Source organism: Streptococcus sp. 2741, assembly GCF_013276315.1.
Classification (GTDB): domain Bacteria; phylum Bacillota; class Bacilli; order Lactobacillales; family Streptococcaceae; genus Streptococcus; species Streptococcus pseudopneumoniae.
This window is the reverse complement of record NZ_VMKU01000019.1, coordinates 1-17626: the sequence shown is the minus strand read 5'-3', so window position 1 is coordinate 17626 and position 17626 is coordinate 1. Positions and strand designations below refer to the sequence as shown.

The following is a 17626-nucleotide window of genomic DNA, read 5'->3' as shown; positions in this document are numbered from 1 at the left end:
GAAAAGAAATGAATTACAAAGTCATGGTAGGCAATTGTGATCTAAGTGATGAAAACTGGACTTGTCCTATCATTTGGATTGAAGAGAAAAAAGATTGGTTACATTTTGATGATTATGAATGTATCATGCAATCAACAGGACTCAAGGATAAGAACGGCAAGGAAATCTTTGAGGGGGATGTTCTTGAAATTCAAGATGAAGGAGAAGTCCTTGGGAATGCAAAATTGACTTGGGATAATGAGCAAGCTGTCTTTATGATAGAAGCAATAAGTGTAGATGATATTGCGCCCTTTCATGAAATTCTTAGCGATGAAAGTTACTCTTATAGAGTCGTTGGCAACATCTACGAAAACAAGGAGTTACTAGATGCCTGACGTAGAATGGATTATGGAGAATTGCCATATGATGCGTGACAATGGTATCTGGGCAGGAGAGAAGCAGATTTCCTACGCTAGTCCAGATGGGCAATATACGTATTACGTAAACAAGCGTAAAGATGGCACTTATTATTTACATGGAGCGTATAAACATTATGGCAGGACGTAGATGGACAGAAGATGAGGTTGATTATATTTTACTAGCCCACAACGATAATGAAAGTACGGTTGAAGAGGTCGCTGATTTTTTAGGTCGTACAGTTAGTTCTGTCCGATGTAAGTCTGAGATAATCAACAAAGGAAAAGGTCAGTTTACAAAACGCCATTGGCAGGATGAAGAAATAAGAATTTTACGGCGCTATTATCAAAAAGTTCAAGATTTAAACCAGCTAGCTAAAATATTAAATCGAAGTTTAGACGCAGTGATTATAAAAGCGAACAGGCTCGGACTGCCTCGCAGAAAAAAGAAATGGGATATTTCAAAATACGATATAGAAACACTTGGAAAAATGGGCATGAGCTGTAGACAAATAGCATGCCAATTAGACAGACCACTTCGTCTGATTAGAGCGGTGGTTTATCATTATAAAATACCTGTCGGAAAAGAAGAAATTCAACAGCATCCTTGGAGTTTTGACAATGATATGATTTTTATGAGGAGGACTTAACATGACAGACAACATAAACAAACCAAGCCACTACCAAGGTGCAAACGGTCTGGAAGACCTGAAGAAAGCCAGAAAGAACCTTGACTGGCTTATCGAGGAGATGGAGCATGAATGAGTACGCATTATATCAAGGTGAAACGTTCGTGACGATAGGAACGCTTGAGGAAATCAGCAAAGAAACAGGAATTGCCGAGAGGATGTTGAAGTATTACACTTTTGCATCTACACAAAAACGCCATCCGAATGGTAGGGCAGTCATAAAGATTGAGGTGGATGATGAAGGATAAATTAAATCCAAGACAAGCAAGTAGGTTTGCTTTCTTGCTAAAGCAAAAACGTAAGGAAAGGAAGTTGTCACAAGAAAAGTTAGCAGCTAAACTAGGCTATAGTCGCTACCTGATTGCTAAATGGGAGAAGGAGGAAAGTGTACCGAATATTTATAATGTAGAAGATATCTGTACTTACTTTGCTTTTCCTGCTGATATTATTCTCGGGAGTAGGGCATGAAAAAAGCCAGCACAGCTGACTCCTCATGGTATGGTTTCGCATAACTATTATATCATGAGGAGGAGTTCGTGTGCAAATAGAGTTATTGGATATCATCGATGAAAAGAAAACCAGAAAGGAAGCTATCAAAGTCCTAAAAAAATACAGTCGTCTGAGACGGATTGCTGGAGAAGAATACGCCCCCAAAATAACAATATCCTACTCGCTTGAACCAAAATCATCAAGTGGTCAGACAAGTAAGCAGGTAGAAAGCATGGTCTTGCGTAGAGTATCAGCTCAGCAGGATTTAGAACTAATCGCTAAAGCAATCAACAATCTTTCCGATATGGAATACACACGTATCCTAATCGAACGATATTGCAGGAAAAAGAGGAGGGAAGACTACAGTATTTATTCAGAACTAGGCTACTCATCTAGTGAGTATTATCGGATATTGAACAAAGCTCTACTAGAGTTTGCAGAGTCCTATCAAGCAAGCAACCTTTTGGTTTACAAGTGATTTCTGGGAAAATCTTGGGAAAAATCTGGGAAAATCTTGGGAGAATTGGAACGAAAAAAGGTGCTAAAATAGTATTATCCAATGATTGGGTAACGAACAGTCATGAGGACTCCTAAAAATACAGAGGTTTCGGCCTCTTAGACAGTAAGGACAGGTTAGCAGGTTGTTTGGGTCTCCTTGAAACTTTTACCAAGCGTGCGTTTTATTGCTAGACCAGCTGGTTCAATTCCAGCTACTGTCATATTCAATGCCACGACCAGTGGCTTTTTTTGATTATTTGAAAGGTGGTGATACTTGTTTTGAATATTGTAGAACCAATCAGGGATAAAGATGATATACAGGCTATGAAAGATTATCTGAGAGAATGGAATGAGCGTAATTATATTTTATTTCTTTTTGGTATCAATTCAGGTTTGCGAGTTGGTGACATTTTAAAAATTCGAGTAAAGGATGTTCAAGGTTGGTATATCAAACTGAAAGAACAAAAGACTGGGAAGAAGAAAAAGATTAAAATGACTAAAACTCTCAAACGTGAGGTTAGAGAGTATATACAAAATAAACCTCATCATCATTTTTTATTTCAAAGTAGAGTCGGAAAAAATAAACCACTTGATCGTAGGACTGTGGATTGGATTTTAAAAGTTGCTGCATCTGAGTGTGGTATTGAAAATATAGGAACTCATTCAATGAGGAAGACATTTGGATATCATTATTATAAAAAGACAAAAGATATAGCAATGTTGATGAGTTTGTTTAATCATTCATCACCAGCTATTACCTTAAGATATATAGGTATTCGTCAAGATCAACAGGACAAAGCGATGTCAAATTTTGGATTGTAGTTAACCAATTAGACATAACGAGTCAAACGCTAATTCATTTAGTGGATTACTGTATATCCTTATTGTGTTAGGCTTTTTGGCGACTGTTTGAATTAGACAGAATATAAGATATGTCTAATTGAACGCTAGAAAATATAGAGTAACAGCAATTTAAAATAAGTATCTTTAAGATAATTATTGACGAAAGATGTAATGGACAAAGAATATTAAACAATGATTGAAGTTTCAACTCGAGAAGAACGAAACCAGTTTTACAATTCCAGCGAGTGGAGAACGATAAGAAGGCAAGCACTTAGACGAGATCATTACGAATGTGTATGGTGCAGGGATGAAGGCAAGGTCACGACTACTAATTTAGAAGTTGACCATATCAAGGAGCTAGAGTTCTATCCAGAGTTCGCGCTTGATATCGATAACCTACGAACATTGTGCAAAGCATGTCATAATAAAAGGCATGATCGTTTTGATAAGAATGACAGAAATTTCCGAAAAGATGAATGGTGGGGTTAGGTGAACGAATCTTAAACACCCCCCGGTCAAAAAAATCAGGAAATTTCAAAGGAGCCAGTAAGCGGTCTGCACTCGACTGTCCAAATTTTTAACAAAAAATTAAAGGGGGTGGGGGGTAATGGAAGAATACTCGGAAAAAAATATAAAAGAATTAGAAAATCAGCTACTTTCTAAAATTGGCTATTTCAGTCCTAGAAAAAAGGATGCGATTCAGTATGAAAAAGTCAATCGCTATCTTTATCTTGTCCGGCTGCTTTATGAGCTGAAAGCTAAACTTCATGAAGACGGACTGGTCATCACTGTTCACAATGGACAACAAAGATTCCAAAAAGCGAATTCTCTCATCAAGGAAATCAACACAACCAGCAATCAGCTTTTGGCTATTGAGCGGTCGTTTGATTTTGATGTTGAAAATTCTCCTGTCGAGAAAGCTACGTCTGGAGCTGATCTGTTATGATTTCTCATCCGCTGGTTGATGACTACATCAAAATGGTCGAGTGTGGAGATATTGTCGTCAACAAGGAAAGGAAGTTGCTGTTTAAAATCATCAAGGAGAAAATCTATCCTCGTGATGATTTGTATTTTGATAATGACTTAATTGACAAGTTCATTCGGTTTGCGGAAAAGAATTTTTTCCCTCTGGCTAAGTATCAACTTTTCTTGACACCGTTCATTTTTCTTTTTCGGAAGGTAGACGAGGAACCACACTTTGACGAGTATCTATACACACTTGCTCGTGGGGGTGGTAAGAATGGTTTTATGTCAGCAAGGTCATCGTTTTTTATCAGCCCTATCTACCCTATCAGAGATTACGATGTGACTATCACTGCTAACTCTGAGAAACAGGGTAAGGTTTCGTTTGAGGAAGTTTATGAGACTATCCAAAGGCGTGGTCTTGAGGACCATTTCTATCTGACTAAAATGTCTATCACAGGTCGAGCGAACAACTCGGTCTTTTCTTTTCGGACGAATAATCCGAAGACTATGGACTCTGCTCGTGATGGTTGTCTTGAGTTTGATGAGATTCACCAATTTGAAAATGATAAGGCTGTGAAGGTTCAAAGGTCTGGTCTTGGTAAGATTGCTCATGTCAGGACTTTCTACAACGGTACGAATGGGTATGTGCGCGAGGGGTTCTATGACAAGCTGATAGAGAAGTCTATGCAAATCTTGAATGGAGAGGTTGATGATTTCAGACTCTTCCCTTTTATCTGCAAGCTTGATAGTGCGGATGAGGTGGATGACATGAAGAATTGGCCGAAAGCAAATCCGATGTTGGATGAAAGCACGCCTTACGCTAAGAGGTTGCTTGCTAGAACTAAGGCTGACTATGATGACCTTGAGCTGGAGCCGTCTGGTCGTCAGGAGTTCATGACTAAACGGATGAATCTTCCTGAAGCAGACCTTGAGAAAGATGTGACGACTCGTGAAAGATTACTTGCTTGTTTACGTTCGCCTGGTATTGACTTGTTGGGTAAGTCCTGTGTCGCAGGATTTGACTATGCTAGCATTCGAGATTTTGCGAGTGTTGGTTTGTTGTTTAAGAACGGAGATGAGTTTATCTGGAAACAACATTCATTTGCTCGTAAAGCATTTTTGAAAGCTTTTAAACTTAAAGCTCCTATTCAGGAATGGGCAGATAGAGGCTTATTTACAATTGTGGACGGCCCTAGTATTGACCCTCGTTTATTGGTCGAAAAATTGAATGAATGGAGTAAGTTTTATCAGATTGAGCTTGTATGTGCAGATGGTTTCAGAATGGACTTGTTAAAACCTCTTTTGGAAGAGGCTGGTTTTGAATATGAGTTCTTGAGAAATCCTGGGGCGATTCAATCCAAGGTTGCGCCAATCATCGAAGATGGATTTGCCAATGAACGTTTTGTCTTTGAGAATGATAATTCTATGATTTGGTATACGGATAATACCTACGTCAAAGAGGACAAGGATGGCAATAAGCGTTTCTTGAAGAAAGAGCCCGTCAGAAGAAAGACGGATGGTTTCCATGCCTTGATTGCTGCTCTATACAAACGTGAGCTTGTACATGAGTCGAACGTTGGGGAATTCCTCGATATGTTAGAGGATTGGGAGTTTTAATCTAAGAATAAATTTTGGGTGGTAGGTTGGTAATTGGATAGGAAGGAGGGGAAGCATGGGGTTCTTAAATTTATTTAAGCGTGATGCGCCTGATGTTGGTTTTGATTTTGAAGAGTTGGAACGAATGTTGGGGTGTTTGCAGTTAAAGAGTTTAGCGATTGATAAGTCGGCGGAGTTTGTGGCTCGTATCTTTGCTAAGTCGGAATTTCGGTATATGGTGGAGAATCATCATGTGACGTCAGACTGGGATTATATTTTAAATGTGCGTCCCAATAAGAATGAGTCGGCCTCGGAGTTCTGGCAGAAGGTCATTTATCGCTTATTGACGAAAAACGAAGTACTCATTGTTTTGTCTGATGATAAGCAGTTACTGGTAGCTGATGCTTTTACTCGTAGGCGTTATGCTCTGTATGATGACACCTTTGAGATGGTGTCTGTCGGGGATTATACATTTCAGAGGAAGTTTGCTATGAGTGATGTCATCTTTCTTCAGTATAATAACAATCGCTTGCAAGAATATGTATCTGACTTGTTTTCTGATTATGAAAAACTACATACTCGTCTGGTGGAAGCCTTAGCTAGAAATAATCAGATCCGTGGGGTTCTGGCTACAAAAGCGAATGGAACTTTTGATGAGGATAAGAGAAAGAAACTGCAGAGATATGCGGACAATCTTTTTAAGTCCTTTACGTCTAAGACGGTTGCCATTGTACCGACAATGGATGGTGTGGAGTATTCGGAGTTGACCAATACGGTAGGAACTACAAATCTATCAGTTGAAGAGTTGAAGAAACTGAGACGTCAATTTGATGACGAGGTTGCGGATATATTAGGTTTGCCGACGGCTTTGATGCATGGAGATATGGCTGATTTGTCTAATAGCCAGAAGATGTTTAACAGTTATTGTTATGAATCGCTGGTTAAAAAAGTGGGTGACGCTCTAAACCATGCTATGGTGAGTTCGGCTGGATACGCTAATCAGAAAAAATTTGTGATTTTTGGTGAGGGGGGACTGGATAAGTTTGCTCTGGCTGAGAACATAGATAAACTCATCTCATCTGGGGCTATGACTCGAAATGAGGTGAGATTGGAACTTGGTCTTGAGGCTGTTCCTGGTGGGGATTCTTTCCTTATCACTAAGAACTATCAGGGTGAAAACGAAATAGAGAAAGGAGGAAATGAGGATGACAATCATTCAGATTAAGGGAGCGATTGTATCCAATGATGACCGCTGGTTTTATGATTGGCTAGACATGGATGCAACTGCTCCTAAGGATATTGTATTGCCGACGACGGGAGAAGATGTGGAGGTGCACATCAATTCTGGTGGTGGTGATGTGTATGCTGGTAGTGAAATCTATACAGCATTGCGTGCTTATCAGGGGCATGTGACGGTGAAAATCGTGGGGATTGCTGCTAGTGCTGCGAGTGTTATCGCTATGGCTGGTGATCAGGTGGAAATTAGTCCTACAGCGCAAATCATGATCCATAATGTATCTGCTGGTGTACGTGGTGACCATAAGGCGCTCTTGCATGAGGCTGGTGTGTTAGAAGGGTTTAATAAGTCCATCGCATATGCCTATATTGATAAGACTGGTAAGGCATTAGATGATTTACTGGATCTAATGGAGGGTGAAACGTGGTTTGATGCTCGTTCTGCTGTTAATCATGGCTTCGCAGATAAGGTCATGTTTGAAAGTCAGGAAGCTCCTGTCTTGGTAGCTAGTCAGACACCTGTGATTCCTCGTGATTTTATCGAAAAAATCCGATCTGCGATGACCCCAGATGTGGAGTTATTGGCGGACTTGGTTCGTGATAGGTTGAATAACAGTTTACCTATCCCAGAAGATAAGAAAAAAGAAGACAAGACGGCTGAACCTGTGGGGTTGGGTCGTTTCCCATTTTAAGAAAGGAAATAAAAAACAATGATGAAACTTGGTAATGAATTTACAACTGCTCGTCAGAACTTTATGAATGCAGTAGAAACTGGTGCTCCTATGGAGGAGCAAAATAAGCTCTATAACGAGATGATTGAGGCATTGACAGATAAGTTGCAAGATGATGCTCGAGAAGCTGCTCGTAAAGAAATCGCAACTATGAATCCATACGATGCACAGTTGACTGCTGAAGCTCGCGAATTTTTCAACAACATTGAGAAACTTCCTCCCAAAGGAATTGAGAAATTGTTCCCTCAGGAAACAATTGACCGTATTTTTGAGGATATGGTGGCAGCCCGTCCACTTCTTCAACACATCGGCTTGCGTAATGCTGGTATTCGTTTGAAATTCCTCAAGTCTAGTCGTACAGGTCAAGCGGTTTGGGGTAAAATCAATGCTGAAATTCAAGGACAATTGAAACAAGAATTTGCTGAAGAAGAAGCGATTCAGTCTAAATTGACTGCTTTTGTTGTAATCCCTAAAGACTCTGAAAAGTTTGGTCCTGCTTGGCTACAGTCTTACGTATCCATTCAAATTACAGAGGCCTTTGCAGCTGCTCTTGAAGCTGGTTATTTAAATGGTGATGGGGACAACAAGCCTATCGGGTTGTCTCGTACTCTTACAGGGACTGCAGAAAGTGAAAAAGTAACTTATGCTGAGAAACAAGCTCAGAAAAAACCATTGACTTTCGCAGACTCTGCTACCGTGGTAAAAGAGTTGACGGAGGTTTATAAATACCATTCTACAAAAGCTGACAATACCACTCCTGTTGCAGTAGAAGGTAATTTGGTTATGGTAGTGAACCCTGTAGATGCCTGGGATGTGAAGAAGCAATATACGTCTCTCAATGCTCAGGGTGTATATGTAACAGCTATGCCTTATAACCTCATCTTGGTTGAGTCGGTTGCTCAAGCGTCTGGTAAGGTGACTACATTTGTCAAAGGTCGCTACGATGCCTTTGTAGGTGGGGGGATTGAATTTGGACGATTTACCGAAACCTATGCTTTAGAAGACTTGAATCTCTACACTGCTAAGCAATTTGCTTATGGTAAAGCGCATGATGAAAAGACTGCTGCTGTGTGGACACTGAGTATTGCAAAATAAAAGGTGACGAAGGATGGAGATTGAAGCTAAACTTCATTCCCTCCTTATTCCTTTTAAGGAGCGGATGAGAATTTTTCATAGCGGAGAAGATGCGAATCTCTCACGGATGTTAGAAAGTTCTCAAATGGTTATTACCCGCTTGGTAGGAAGTGGGAATATACACGATCATCAAATAAGGGAACTTATCTTAGAACGTGCTCGCTATGTCTATAATGACCAAGTTGAATTTTTTTACGAAAATTTCAAAGCGGATATTTTAGCATTATCGTTAGATAAGATAGAAATGGAGGATAGTGATGATTAAGGTATTAAAAGAGTTTTATGACCTCAAGGAGGGAGTCCTTAGGCAAGTCGGAGAAAGGTTTGAAGCGACAGAAGAACGATTTGCTGAGCTAAAGGAACATTTACCTGACTATGTCGAGTTGGAAAAGTCGTCCAGAAGTCGTAGCTCTAAGGAAGTAGTGAGCGTAAATGAAGAGGAGTGAGGGACCAAGCTATCGTTACAAAAAGCCTGAGTCTCAAAATGGAGACCTGAGAACTCCCCTGACTTTCTATACCTCTAAAATAAAAAAAGGGGTTGATGGTCGTGATGTGAGTTACGAGAAGGCTTTTTATACGATGGGGCAAACTTATTCTCCAAGTATGAAAGACGTTGAGATTGCAACTGGAAAAGCGATGAAAGCTAAGATGACTTTGAAGATTCGTGACCCTCTGACAGATTATCAGCCTGAAAATCGGCATTTTGTCGAAGTGGGGGATATCCGTCTAGTTGGTAAGAAATGGCAAATCATTGATGTCCGTCCTGATTTTGCTAATCGGGATTTTTTGATTGTCCTTATCGGAGGTGGTCGTGATGTCTAGTGGAGCTAATCTAAAAGGATTTGATGATATTTTGAGGAATATTGAGGCTCGACTAGGAGAGCCGGTAGTTCGTAGAAAGGTCAACAGAGCCTTGAAGGAGACGGTTGAGGAGTTTGAGCCAACTTTCAAACGGGCTATGGCGGTGTACGCTGACACTGGGAAGACGGTTGGTGCGGTCGTTCATGGGAATGTGACTGGTACATCCAGCGGAGTTCCAATGGTTAAATTAGGTTTTAAAAGTCCTCGTTGGACTCTTATTCACTTAAATGAATTTGGCTATGCAAAGAATGGGCATCCTCGTGGTTTCGGAGTCATGCGCCGCTTTTTTGAAGCGAGTAAGCCGGTCTTTAAGTCTAAAGTCGGCATGAAGTTAAAACAGGAGTTTTTGTAATGATTAAAGACAAATTAACTGAACTCTACGATGCTTTGGAAGAGGATGAGTCTTTATCTGGTATTAGTATCAAGTCTTTTGAGCGTCCTGAGAGCTTGGGAGATGGTGAGACCAGTATTGTCATTATCCCTGTAGGGCCTCCAATGCAGACGGCTCACGGTAGTAATACTAGTTTGGCTAAGACTTTTCTCTATCAAATCAATGTAGAGTCTACTAATCGAGTGGAGTGTAAAGAACTCCAAGGAAGAATTGAAAAAATAATGGAAGAACAGGGATTTTATCAGACTGAAGGTGGTTTGGAACAATGGATTCCTGATATTAAGCGCTATGTAGACGTTCGGACTTATCGTGGTATGAGCGCTCTATATGAGAAATACTAGAAAGAAGGAAAAAGAAATGACAGTAAAAGGAACTGCACTTATCGGACTTAAATCAGTCACCATTCGTGTGCATGATGGACAGACTCCAACGGTTGGACAGAACCTCTTCACGCTAGAAGGTAAAGATAATGAAGGGGCTACACAGACCGCTAGAGTAACTGGATTATCTAGTGACCCTGTAAAGACTTATGGTAGTAATGTGGCTTATCACGTCTCCAATCGAGGAGTCGGTGATGTTAAGGTAGAGATGGGCTTGCTTGATGTCCCATTAGCTTTATATACGAATGCTTTGGGGTATGGCGATGATGATGGTATCTATTACTTCGGTGCAGACACAGTTGCCAAGAATGTTTCCATTCTCATTGAAAGTAATACTGCTGATGGGGAACCTGTTTACTATGGTTTTTATAAAGGTCAGCTTTCTATGGATGCTATTGATTTTGAAACGCTCAAGGATAAGGCGAATGAGTTAGCTACTACTAGTGTGAATTTCACTGCGACAGCTAGTTCAGACGTTGCAACTAAGGGGCGTTATGGTGCTATTGTTTATGGTTCAGATGCTGAAAAGTTGAAGAAATTGAAAGGTCAACTAAACATAACCGCTGCGGGGTAGAAGGAGGGCGAAAGCTCTCTTTTACTTTTTTAGAAAGGAAAGTATATGGCTAAGGTTCAATTTACAATTAAAAATGACAAGGGAGAAGATGTCCTAAAAAAGAGCAAAGAAATCACAACTCGTGATTATCGTGACTATTTGGTCATGAACGAATCCTTGACAAGTGATTTATCTGAGGTAGAGAAGCTTGATAAGCAGTTGGGATTTATTGCTAGTTTGTTTGATGATGTGACAGTAGAACAATTACTAGAATACACAGATTTTGCGAAAGTGATTTCTATTTTTACAGCAATTTATGCTCATCTGGTAGGTGATGTAGACCCAAAGGAAAAGAGCTAGCACCTGGGCAAGCGATCAAACGTTTTTATGGTTTTGTCAAGCAAGTTACAGAGGGTCCTTATGGAATGAGCATTCGCGATGTGATGGATACGAGTTGGGAGGACTTGATGGGGGTCTTGGGAAGTCTGGAAACGAGTGAACAAGAAGAAGTGCTTGACTTGGCAGATTTTTTAGAAAGTCTCTAGGTCAAGACTTTACAAATCAAAGGCTTAGGAATATAATAGAGATATGTAAGGGAGGTGGAAGAAATGTCTCGAAAAGAAAAAGCATGTAGAAGATATTGGTTTTGGTTTACCATTTTTATCCTTTATCTTGCTTTTGGCTTGTATTGTATTTGTACAAATTTTGTAGATATCTTTGGTATGCTCTTGCTATCACCCTTTATCTTTGCTTCCCTGCCACTCTATGCTTATCTATTTCTTGGTATGTTTATCTGGGCTTTTATGAACATGGCAATGGATGATTTTTATAAAGAATGATGAAAAGTCCGTAAGGGCTTTTTTCTTTGCTCTGAGGAGTTAGGAAGGAGAACAAGATGGCAAGCGGTACGCCGTTAGGTCAGATGTATATCGAGCTAGGGTTGGACGTGTCAAAGTTCAGTCCTACTCTAACTGGTGCAAAAAACGCTGTAAAGTACTTTCAAAATAATGTCCGTTCTTTGGACAGTACTTTAAAAGGCAATGAAAAAAATGCTAGCTTACTTCAAGCAAAATACAAGACTTTAGGACAAGCCATTGATTCACAACGTAAAGTTTTGGATGAGATGAAGAAAAGTTTTGATAAACTTGAACCGGGGACAGCTAAATTTGACAAGGCTGCTGCTGATATTCAGCGTGAGAATGCTAAGTTGGCAGTAATGGAAGGTCAGCTACGCGGTGTTGAAAAAGCTTTGCAAGATGTGGGGCGTGAAAATAGTTGGTCTGGTAAGATAGATGCCTTGAGCGAAAAATTTGCTAAAGGTGGAGAAAAATTGCGGGCTATGGGCGATGCAATGAAGCCTGTGTCTGCTGCTTTATTAGCTGGTTTTACGCTTTCTACTAAGAAAGCTATTGACTTTGAAAGCCAGATGAATACAACTAAATCTCTGTTAGCTGATACCATTCCAACAGCGGATGAACTGAACAGTACCACACAAAAGCTGGGTGAAAGTTCAAAAAATTGGGCGAAGCAGTATGGGATTTCTACTGCATCTATCAATGAAGGGATGCAAGAAATTATCAAGAAAGGTTTTGATGCCAATCAAACAATCGAAGCCATGCCTGCTATCCTAGATGCTGCTAAGGCATCTGGTGAGGACTTCAATACGGTTATGAACGCCACTACGAATATTTTGCAACAATTTGGGCTATCTACTCAGGATACAGAGCGAGTAACCAATAGCTTAACCTTTGTCGCCAATAAAACGGCTGCTGGTTTTGCTGATATGGGGGCTGCAATGGAGTATGTTGGTCCCGTTGCTAAAAACGTTGGTATGAACTTGGAAGAGACTGCCGCTGCTGTTGGTCTTTTGTCCAACAATGGTATTGCTGGTGAAAAGGCTGGTACGGCTCTGCGTGGAGCTTTAACAAGGCTACTGAAACCATCAGAGCAAAATGCAAATGCAATGGAGAAGCTTGGTTTTTCTGCAGAAGAATTTCGTAGCGGCGCGATTAAGCTACCTGATATTTTGGATCGTATCAAAAAGAATACGGAAGGGATGACAGATGCTCAGAAATCGGCCTTGATTGCTACAGCCTTTGGTACAGAAGCTCAGACAGCGATGAATATCTTGGTTGACCAAGGTGGAGATGCGTTGCGTAATCTTGCTAATGAAACCAAGGGGGCGACAACTTATACCAAGGATTTAGCAAATGAATTATCTAAGTCTTCTAAAAATGGTGTGGAACGTTTTAAATCTAGTTTAGAAGTTTTACAGATTAACATTGGTCAGAAATTATTACCATTACTAACTCCTGTGATTGATAAGGTGAACCAATTTATCGACTGGCTAAGTAAGGCTCCTCCAGCCGTACAGAGCTTGGCGGTTGGTATTGGTGGTTTTTTGGCTCTGGGCTACCCTTTCTTGAACTTTCTAGGCAATGGGGCGACGGCTCTTAGTATTTTGATAAAACATGCCGGTAAATTAGAAGGACTATTAAAGGGCGGTCTCGGTCTTGCTAAATTGACAGAGCGTGCTGGTAAATTAAAAGGACTTTTACAAGGTGGTCTCGGTCTTGCTAAGGTAGGAAGCGAAGCTACTGTTTTAGCGGAAGGAGCTGGCGCTGCTGCATCTAGTTCTAGTCTCTTGTCTGGAGCCATTGGGGCTTTGACAAATCCTATTGGTTTGCTGGTGGGTGGTGCTGCTTTACTAGCTGGAGGATTGGTCTATCTAGGACATAAGAAAGACGAGGCTCGCATTAAGGCGGAGGAATTTGGGTCTCAGTTGAGTGATACTGCAAGGAAAGAGTTAAGAGATTTCCAAAGTAAGGTAGATGATACCAGTACAGCAGTAGCCAACTTTGGAACCCACGCTGGCGATGCTGAAAAAGTTTCTGAAGCTTTTCGAAAACTTCATGAAGAGGTAGCAGCAGGTGCTGAAAAAGCTAATCAACGTATGGAAGAATTAGCTAAAAAGTTGGGGTTTAGCGATGAAGAAATCGCTAAAATGAAAGTAAAAAATGACCAAGTTGTTTCAAATACCGATGCAATGGCTAATCAGGTCAGTGAAATCTACAAACGTCATAATGGAGACGCTAGCAAGTTTTCTCAAGAAGAAAAAGAAATCGTCTTAAACAACCAAAGAGAGATGATCAAAGCTAGAATCGAAATGATGGAATTATCTGGCGAACAACAAAAGGCTGCGCTTCAGGCTCTGAATGGAGAGATTGGTAGTTTAAATGAAACGCAATTAAAGCACACAAGAGATGTTTTGAAGAAGGCTCTGGATGAAGAAAATCAGTTATACAAAACCTCAAAAGATGGATTGAAACAACTCTTAGATGCCAAACGTATCGATCAAGAAACTTACAATAAAAAAATTCAAGAACTTGAAACAAACCACCAGCAAACCATGGAAGCCTTAGGTACTAAGTATTACCAGGTTATGCAAAACCTTGACGCTAAGGTAAAAGCTCGAACTGGACAAAGCTGGAACTACTGGGAAGAAGCTAAAAAGGTTCTGGAAGAATATGGTTTGTCTTATGAAGCAATCGGTCAAAAGGCAGCAGAAGCTTCTCAAAAAATGGGTGATTCCCATAGCATTCTTGCTAAGTATACTAGTGATATGAGCAAGGAAACGAGAGAAGCGAATGATGCTTGGTCTTTGCTCGTCGGAAACATTGATGAAAACAACAATTTTGTCATTAAATCAAACGTAAAAGAAGTGATTGGGGAAGCGACTAAATCTGCTGAGGGTTGGGAGCAATTGCAATTTATTGTTAAAAATGCGAATATCAACTCAAATGCTCGGGTAACGATTGCTGAAGCTCTCGTTGAGTCTGGTAAGTGGTCAACCATGACACTGGAAGAAAAACAGTTGATTGTCCAAAATCAAGCAGGACTGCAAGCTATCTTTGATAGTGAAAACCATCTTAGAATCTGGAACAGTATGCCTGCTGAAGTCAAGCAACTGCTTTTGGAAAATACAGATGTGATGAATAAGGCTGAGGAAGCTTCCAAAGCGCTCTATAACTATGATGCCTTGACTCCTAAGCAGAAAGAGTTGCTGGCTACGGATGAGAATTTCAGAAAGGCTGTTGCGCGTTCGACTGACACGCTAACGACTTGGAATGCGATTACTCCATTTACAAAAGATTTGAAACTAGATCCTACAAATGTTTTGAACAACGGGCAATTGTCAATCGATAAAATCATGGCTTGGAATCTATCTAATCCAGAGAATAAGTCATTAAATGCTATTGACAATACTAGTGAAGCAGTTGCTAGTGCAAAAGCGAGTGTGAACTCTCCGAAACAGGAAAAACCAATTGATTTACTTGCGAAAGATCAGACTGCAGGCGTTAGAAATGAGACGAGTGCGGCTATTAATGCGATTAAGCAACATAATCCAGTAGATATCCTTGCTAAAAATAGCACTTCCAGTACTGTCGGCGAGGTCAAAAGCGTCGTTAATAGCATTCAAGACAAAACGGTTACAATCAACGCTCAAGATAATGCGTCTGGCGTGCTTGCAGGCATTAGGACTTGGATTACTAGGGTAACTGGTGATTTCTTTACCAATGTTTTTGCTAGTCGGCATGCCCACGGTACCAACTATCACCCTGGTGGTCTTGCTATGGTCAATGACCAACGCAATAGTACCTACAAGGAATTGGTTACTCTTCCAGATGGTAGGAGCTTCATTCCTGAGGGGAGGGATGTTCTTCTTCCTCTTCCTAAAGGGGCTAAAGTTTTGCGGGCGGATAAGACCAAACGCTTGATGCGTGAGATGGGGGTTCCTAAATATGCTGCAGGAGTTGGCATTCCGAGTGATGCTAAATTCCTTCGTGAGATGGAAGAAGCACAAGCTAAAATAGTGGTGCAAACAAAAGGAGATACAAATAGTAAAGACAGCGATAAAGTCGTGTCTGAGATAGCGATTCTGAGAGCAAGTATGGAGAAGATCCTTACTGCTATCCTTGAAAAGCCGTCAGATACTTACCTGGACGCTGATAAAATTTCAATGAGCGTCTACCAACGTCAAGGTGCGATTTACGCTAGGGAGGGAATGTAATGTTTTATATGATTATCAATGGTTTTAACACATCAACTATCCCTCACTGCGTGGTGACGGATTTTGGTCAGGTGGAGGCTGCTAAGCCTAGGGTGGCTGAAGATGCTAACCTCTACGGAGCCAACGGAAGTTATCGAGTGCTGGATGGTGGCTATGAGAGTTATGAACGGACTTTTTCGTTCTACATTCCTAAGTTACTGGATGTTTCGACTATCGTGGAGAAATTTCAGCCTAAGGACAATGTGCTGGAGTTTAGCTACCAGTTGGGTTCTGTCTTTTATGCGGATTTTATTGGTGCAACCTATAGCCCTCATGGGATGCATGCCTGGAAGCTAGAGCTTAAGTTGAGTATGCAACCGTTCCGCTATCAGAAAAATCTTGCTCCTCTTATTTTTACCGCAAGCGGTAATGTCAACAATCCAGGCTCTGTCTATAGTGAGCCTGTGATTGAGATTGAAGGGGATGGCGATATTTCTTTGACTATCGGATGGACAACCATGCACTTGACCGTTAGACGAAAAGTGACCATTGATTGTAGGCATAAGAAACAGAATATCTATAATGCAGATGGCGCGGTTCAAAATACTTTACGTAAACGTGGAGGCTTCTTTGAGTTGGCAGTTGGTAATAACGGTCTGGTCTTTACTGGTGCGGTTCGTAAGGTCACAGTTCGGCCGAATTGGAGGTATATTTTATGATTTATCTTACAGAGGGAAATAGGCCTTTAAACGAGGCTTACAATGATGAAATTGTCCATTTTGGGAACAATACCTATCAACTGACCTTTCGTTTTCCTACATCGGATCCCAAGTGGGAATTGCTGAAAGAGGAAACTTTTCTGACTGCAGATGACCTGCATGGTGAGCAAGATTTTTATATTTTTGAGGTTGAAAAGCAACAAGGATATATTCAAGTCTATGCCAATCAGGTTATCAGTTTGTTAAATAATTACATCGTTAGCTCTATCGAGGTTGACCGTGTCAGTGGGACAAGGGTGTTGAGTGCTTTTGCTGGTAGTATTACCAGAGCCAATCCTTTTTCTTTCTTCTCAGATATTGACGATAGGCATACGCTCAACATCAAGGACAAGAATGCTATGGAGGTCTTGGCCAAAGACAAGCATTCTATCCTTGGTCAGTGGGGCGGAGATATGGTGCGAAATGGCTACAACTTACGCTTGCTGAAGAATGGCGGTTCAGAAAATGAATCGCTTTTTATGTACAAGAAAAACTTGTCCAGCTACCAGCACAAGACCTCAACGAAGTCTTTAAAAACTCGGATAACCTTTAAAACGACTGTTAAGGGCGAGGGAGAAAATGCGGTTGACCATGATTATATGGTGGTGATTGACAGCCCCTTACTTGGGAACTACAGCCAAATCTATGAAGATGTCGTGGAGGTCAATGACCAAGACGTGACAGATGAGGCTAGCTTGATTGCATATGGTAAGCAGTATTTTCGGACAAGTATGTGCGACATGCTAGAAGATAACCTTGAAATCTCGGTTGTCGGTCAGAGTGATGTTGCGGTGCAGATGTTTGATGTGGTCAGTATCTACCATGAGTGGTACGGTCTTGATGTTCGTAAGAAAATCACCAAATATACCTATTCGCCAATGGCAAAACGCCTAAAATCAATAGGTTTTGGGACCTTCCAGTCCAGTCTTGCAAATGCGATCGGTGGGATTGTAAATGATGCCGTTTTGAATGAAAGCCGAAATCTGCATCAGATTTTTGAAGAACGTTTGAAAAAGGAAATCGCCAACGCTGACCGTGCCTTTGACGCTGAATTTA

The 17626-nt window shown here is 40.8% G+C and carries 24 protein-coding genes; all 24 read left to right on the top strand.

Annotated elements, in window-relative coordinates:
• Positions 1 to 8: 8 nt before the first annotated feature.
• Positions 9 to 374, top strand: coding sequence for a YopX family protein (locus HT671_RS02835; protein ID WP_230558124.1), 366 nt, complete (start codon positions 9 to 11; stop codon positions 372 to 374).
• Positions 367 to 546, top strand: a complete 180-nt coding sequence (locus HT671_RS02830; protein WP_001113499.1) for a hypothetical protein — start codon at positions 367 to 369, stop codon at positions 544 to 546. Before HT671_RS02835 ends, HT671_RS02830 begins: the two co-directional genes overlap by 8 nt.
• Complete coding sequence (locus tag HT671_RS02825; protein ID WP_007284829.1) at positions 533 to 1045, top strand: GcrA cell cycle regulator domain protein; 513 nt, start codon at positions 533 to 535, stop codon at positions 1043 to 1045. Before HT671_RS02830 ends, HT671_RS02825 begins: the two co-directional genes overlap by 14 nt.
• Before the next feature lie 107 nt (positions 1046 to 1152).
• Entirely contained in the window at positions 1153 to 1332 is a 180-nt protein-coding gene (locus HT671_RS02820) for a hypothetical protein (RefSeq protein WP_001007110.1), read from the top strand.
• Positions 1322 to 1552 (top strand): helix-turn-helix transcriptional regulator, encoded by a 231-nt coding sequence (locus HT671_RS02815; RefSeq protein WP_000653363.1) that lies wholly within the window; start codon positions 1322 to 1324, stop codon positions 1550 to 1552. Before HT671_RS02820 ends, HT671_RS02815 begins: the two co-directional genes overlap by 11 nt.
• A gap of 70 nt (positions 1553 to 1622) precedes the next feature.
• On the top strand, positions 1623 to 2051 hold the full coding sequence (locus HT671_RS02810; protein ID WP_023940104.1) for an ArpU family phage packaging/lysis transcriptional regulator: 429 nt from the start codon (positions 1623 to 1625) through the stop codon (positions 2049 to 2051).
• Between the two features lie 299 nt (positions 2052 to 2350).
• Positions 2351 to 2893 (top strand): site-specific integrase, encoded by a 543-nt coding sequence (locus HT671_RS02805; protein ID WP_001028145.1) that lies wholly within the window; start codon positions 2351 to 2353, stop codon positions 2891 to 2893.
• Between the two features lie 213 nt (positions 2894 to 3106).
• Entirely contained in the window at positions 3107 to 3403 is a 297-nt protein-coding gene (locus tag HT671_RS02800) for an HNH endonuclease (RefSeq protein WP_138703407.1), read from the top strand.
• A 118-nt stretch (positions 3404 to 3521) separates the two neighbouring features.
• Entirely contained in the window at positions 3522 to 3860 is a 339-nt protein-coding gene (locus HT671_RS02795) for a hypothetical protein (protein ID WP_000393458.1), read from the top strand.
• Complete coding sequence (locus HT671_RS02790) at positions 3857 to 5497, top strand: terminase TerL endonuclease subunit (RefSeq protein WP_138699381.1); 1641 nt, start codon at positions 3857 to 3859, stop codon at positions 5495 to 5497. The genes HT671_RS02795 and HT671_RS02790 overlap by 4 nt, the downstream gene beginning before the upstream one ends.
• 55 nt (positions 5498 to 5552) lie before the next feature.
• Complete coding sequence (locus HT671_RS02785; protein ID WP_000506468.1) at positions 5553 to 6701, top strand: phage portal protein; 1149 nt, start codon at positions 5553 to 5555, stop codon at positions 6699 to 6701.
• Positions 6682 to 7404, top strand: a complete 723-nt coding sequence (locus HT671_RS02780; protein ID WP_000152604.1) for a head maturation protease, ClpP-related — start codon at positions 6682 to 6684, stop codon at positions 7402 to 7404. The genes HT671_RS02785 and HT671_RS02780 overlap by 20 nt, the downstream gene beginning before the upstream one ends.
• 18 nt (positions 7405 to 7422) lie before the next feature.
• On the top strand, positions 7423 to 8538 hold the full coding sequence (locus HT671_RS02775) for a phage major capsid protein (RefSeq protein WP_000976937.1): 1116 nt from the start codon (positions 7423 to 7425) through the stop codon (positions 8536 to 8538).
• A 13-nt stretch (positions 8539 to 8551) separates the two neighbouring features.
• Complete coding sequence (locus HT671_RS02770) at positions 8552 to 8842, top strand: hypothetical protein (RefSeq protein WP_000401889.1); 291 nt, start codon at positions 8552 to 8554, stop codon at positions 8840 to 8842.
• Positions 8835 to 9023: a hypothetical protein gene (locus tag HT671_RS02765; RefSeq protein ID WP_000598693.1), complete on the top strand. Its 189-nt coding sequence runs from the start codon at positions 8835 to 8837 to the stop codon at positions 9021 to 9023. Before HT671_RS02770 ends, HT671_RS02765 begins: the two co-directional genes overlap by 8 nt.
• On the top strand, positions 9010 to 9399 hold the full coding sequence (locus HT671_RS02760) for a hypothetical protein (RefSeq protein WP_000830391.1): 390 nt from the start codon (positions 9010 to 9012) through the stop codon (positions 9397 to 9399). The genes HT671_RS02765 and HT671_RS02760 overlap by 14 nt, the downstream gene beginning before the upstream one ends.
• Positions 9392 to 9790: a hypothetical protein gene (locus tag HT671_RS02755; protein ID WP_023937056.1), complete on the top strand. Its 399-nt coding sequence runs from the start codon at positions 9392 to 9394 to the stop codon at positions 9788 to 9790. The genes HT671_RS02760 and HT671_RS02755 overlap by 8 nt, the downstream gene beginning before the upstream one ends.
• Positions 9790 to 10170: a hypothetical protein gene (locus HT671_RS02750; RefSeq protein WP_000588569.1), complete on the top strand. Its 381-nt coding sequence runs from the start codon at positions 9790 to 9792 to the stop codon at positions 10168 to 10170. The genes HT671_RS02755 and HT671_RS02750 overlap by 1 nt, the downstream gene beginning before the upstream one ends.
• Positions 10171 to 10186: 16 nt before the next feature.
• Positions 10187 to 10783: a major tail protein gene (locus HT671_RS02745; RefSeq protein ID WP_000216339.1), complete on the top strand. Its 597-nt coding sequence runs from the start codon at positions 10187 to 10189 to the stop codon at positions 10781 to 10783.
• 45 nt (positions 10784 to 10828) lie between these two features.
• Positions 10829 to 11122 carry a hypothetical protein gene (locus HT671_RS02740; protein WP_001151571.1) on the top strand — a complete coding sequence of 98 codons (294 nt, stop codon included), beginning with the start codon at positions 10829 to 10831 and terminating at the stop codon, positions 11120 to 11122.
• Between the two features lie 248 nt (positions 11123 to 11370).
• Positions 11371 to 11601: a hypothetical protein gene (locus HT671_RS02735; RefSeq protein ID WP_000087358.1), complete on the top strand. Its 231-nt coding sequence runs from the start codon at positions 11371 to 11373 to the stop codon at positions 11599 to 11601.
• Positions 11602 to 11657: 56 nt separating this feature from the next.
• Positions 11658 to 15833 carry a phage tail tape measure protein gene (locus HT671_RS02730; RefSeq protein WP_172923030.1) on the top strand — a complete coding sequence of 1392 codons (4176 nt, stop codon included), beginning with the start codon at positions 11658 to 11660 and terminating at the stop codon, positions 15831 to 15833.
• A complete protein-coding gene (locus HT671_RS02725; protein WP_172923029.1) occupies positions 15833 to 16531 on the top strand; it encodes a phage tail protein in 699 nt (232 codons plus the stop codon). Before HT671_RS02730 ends, HT671_RS02725 begins: the two co-directional genes overlap by 1 nt.
• A partial coding sequence (locus HT671_RS02720; RefSeq protein WP_172923028.1) for a phage tail spike protein occupies positions 16528 to 17626 on the top strand: 1099 nt, incomplete at its 3' end. The genes HT671_RS02725 and HT671_RS02720, both read left to right, overlap by 4 nt.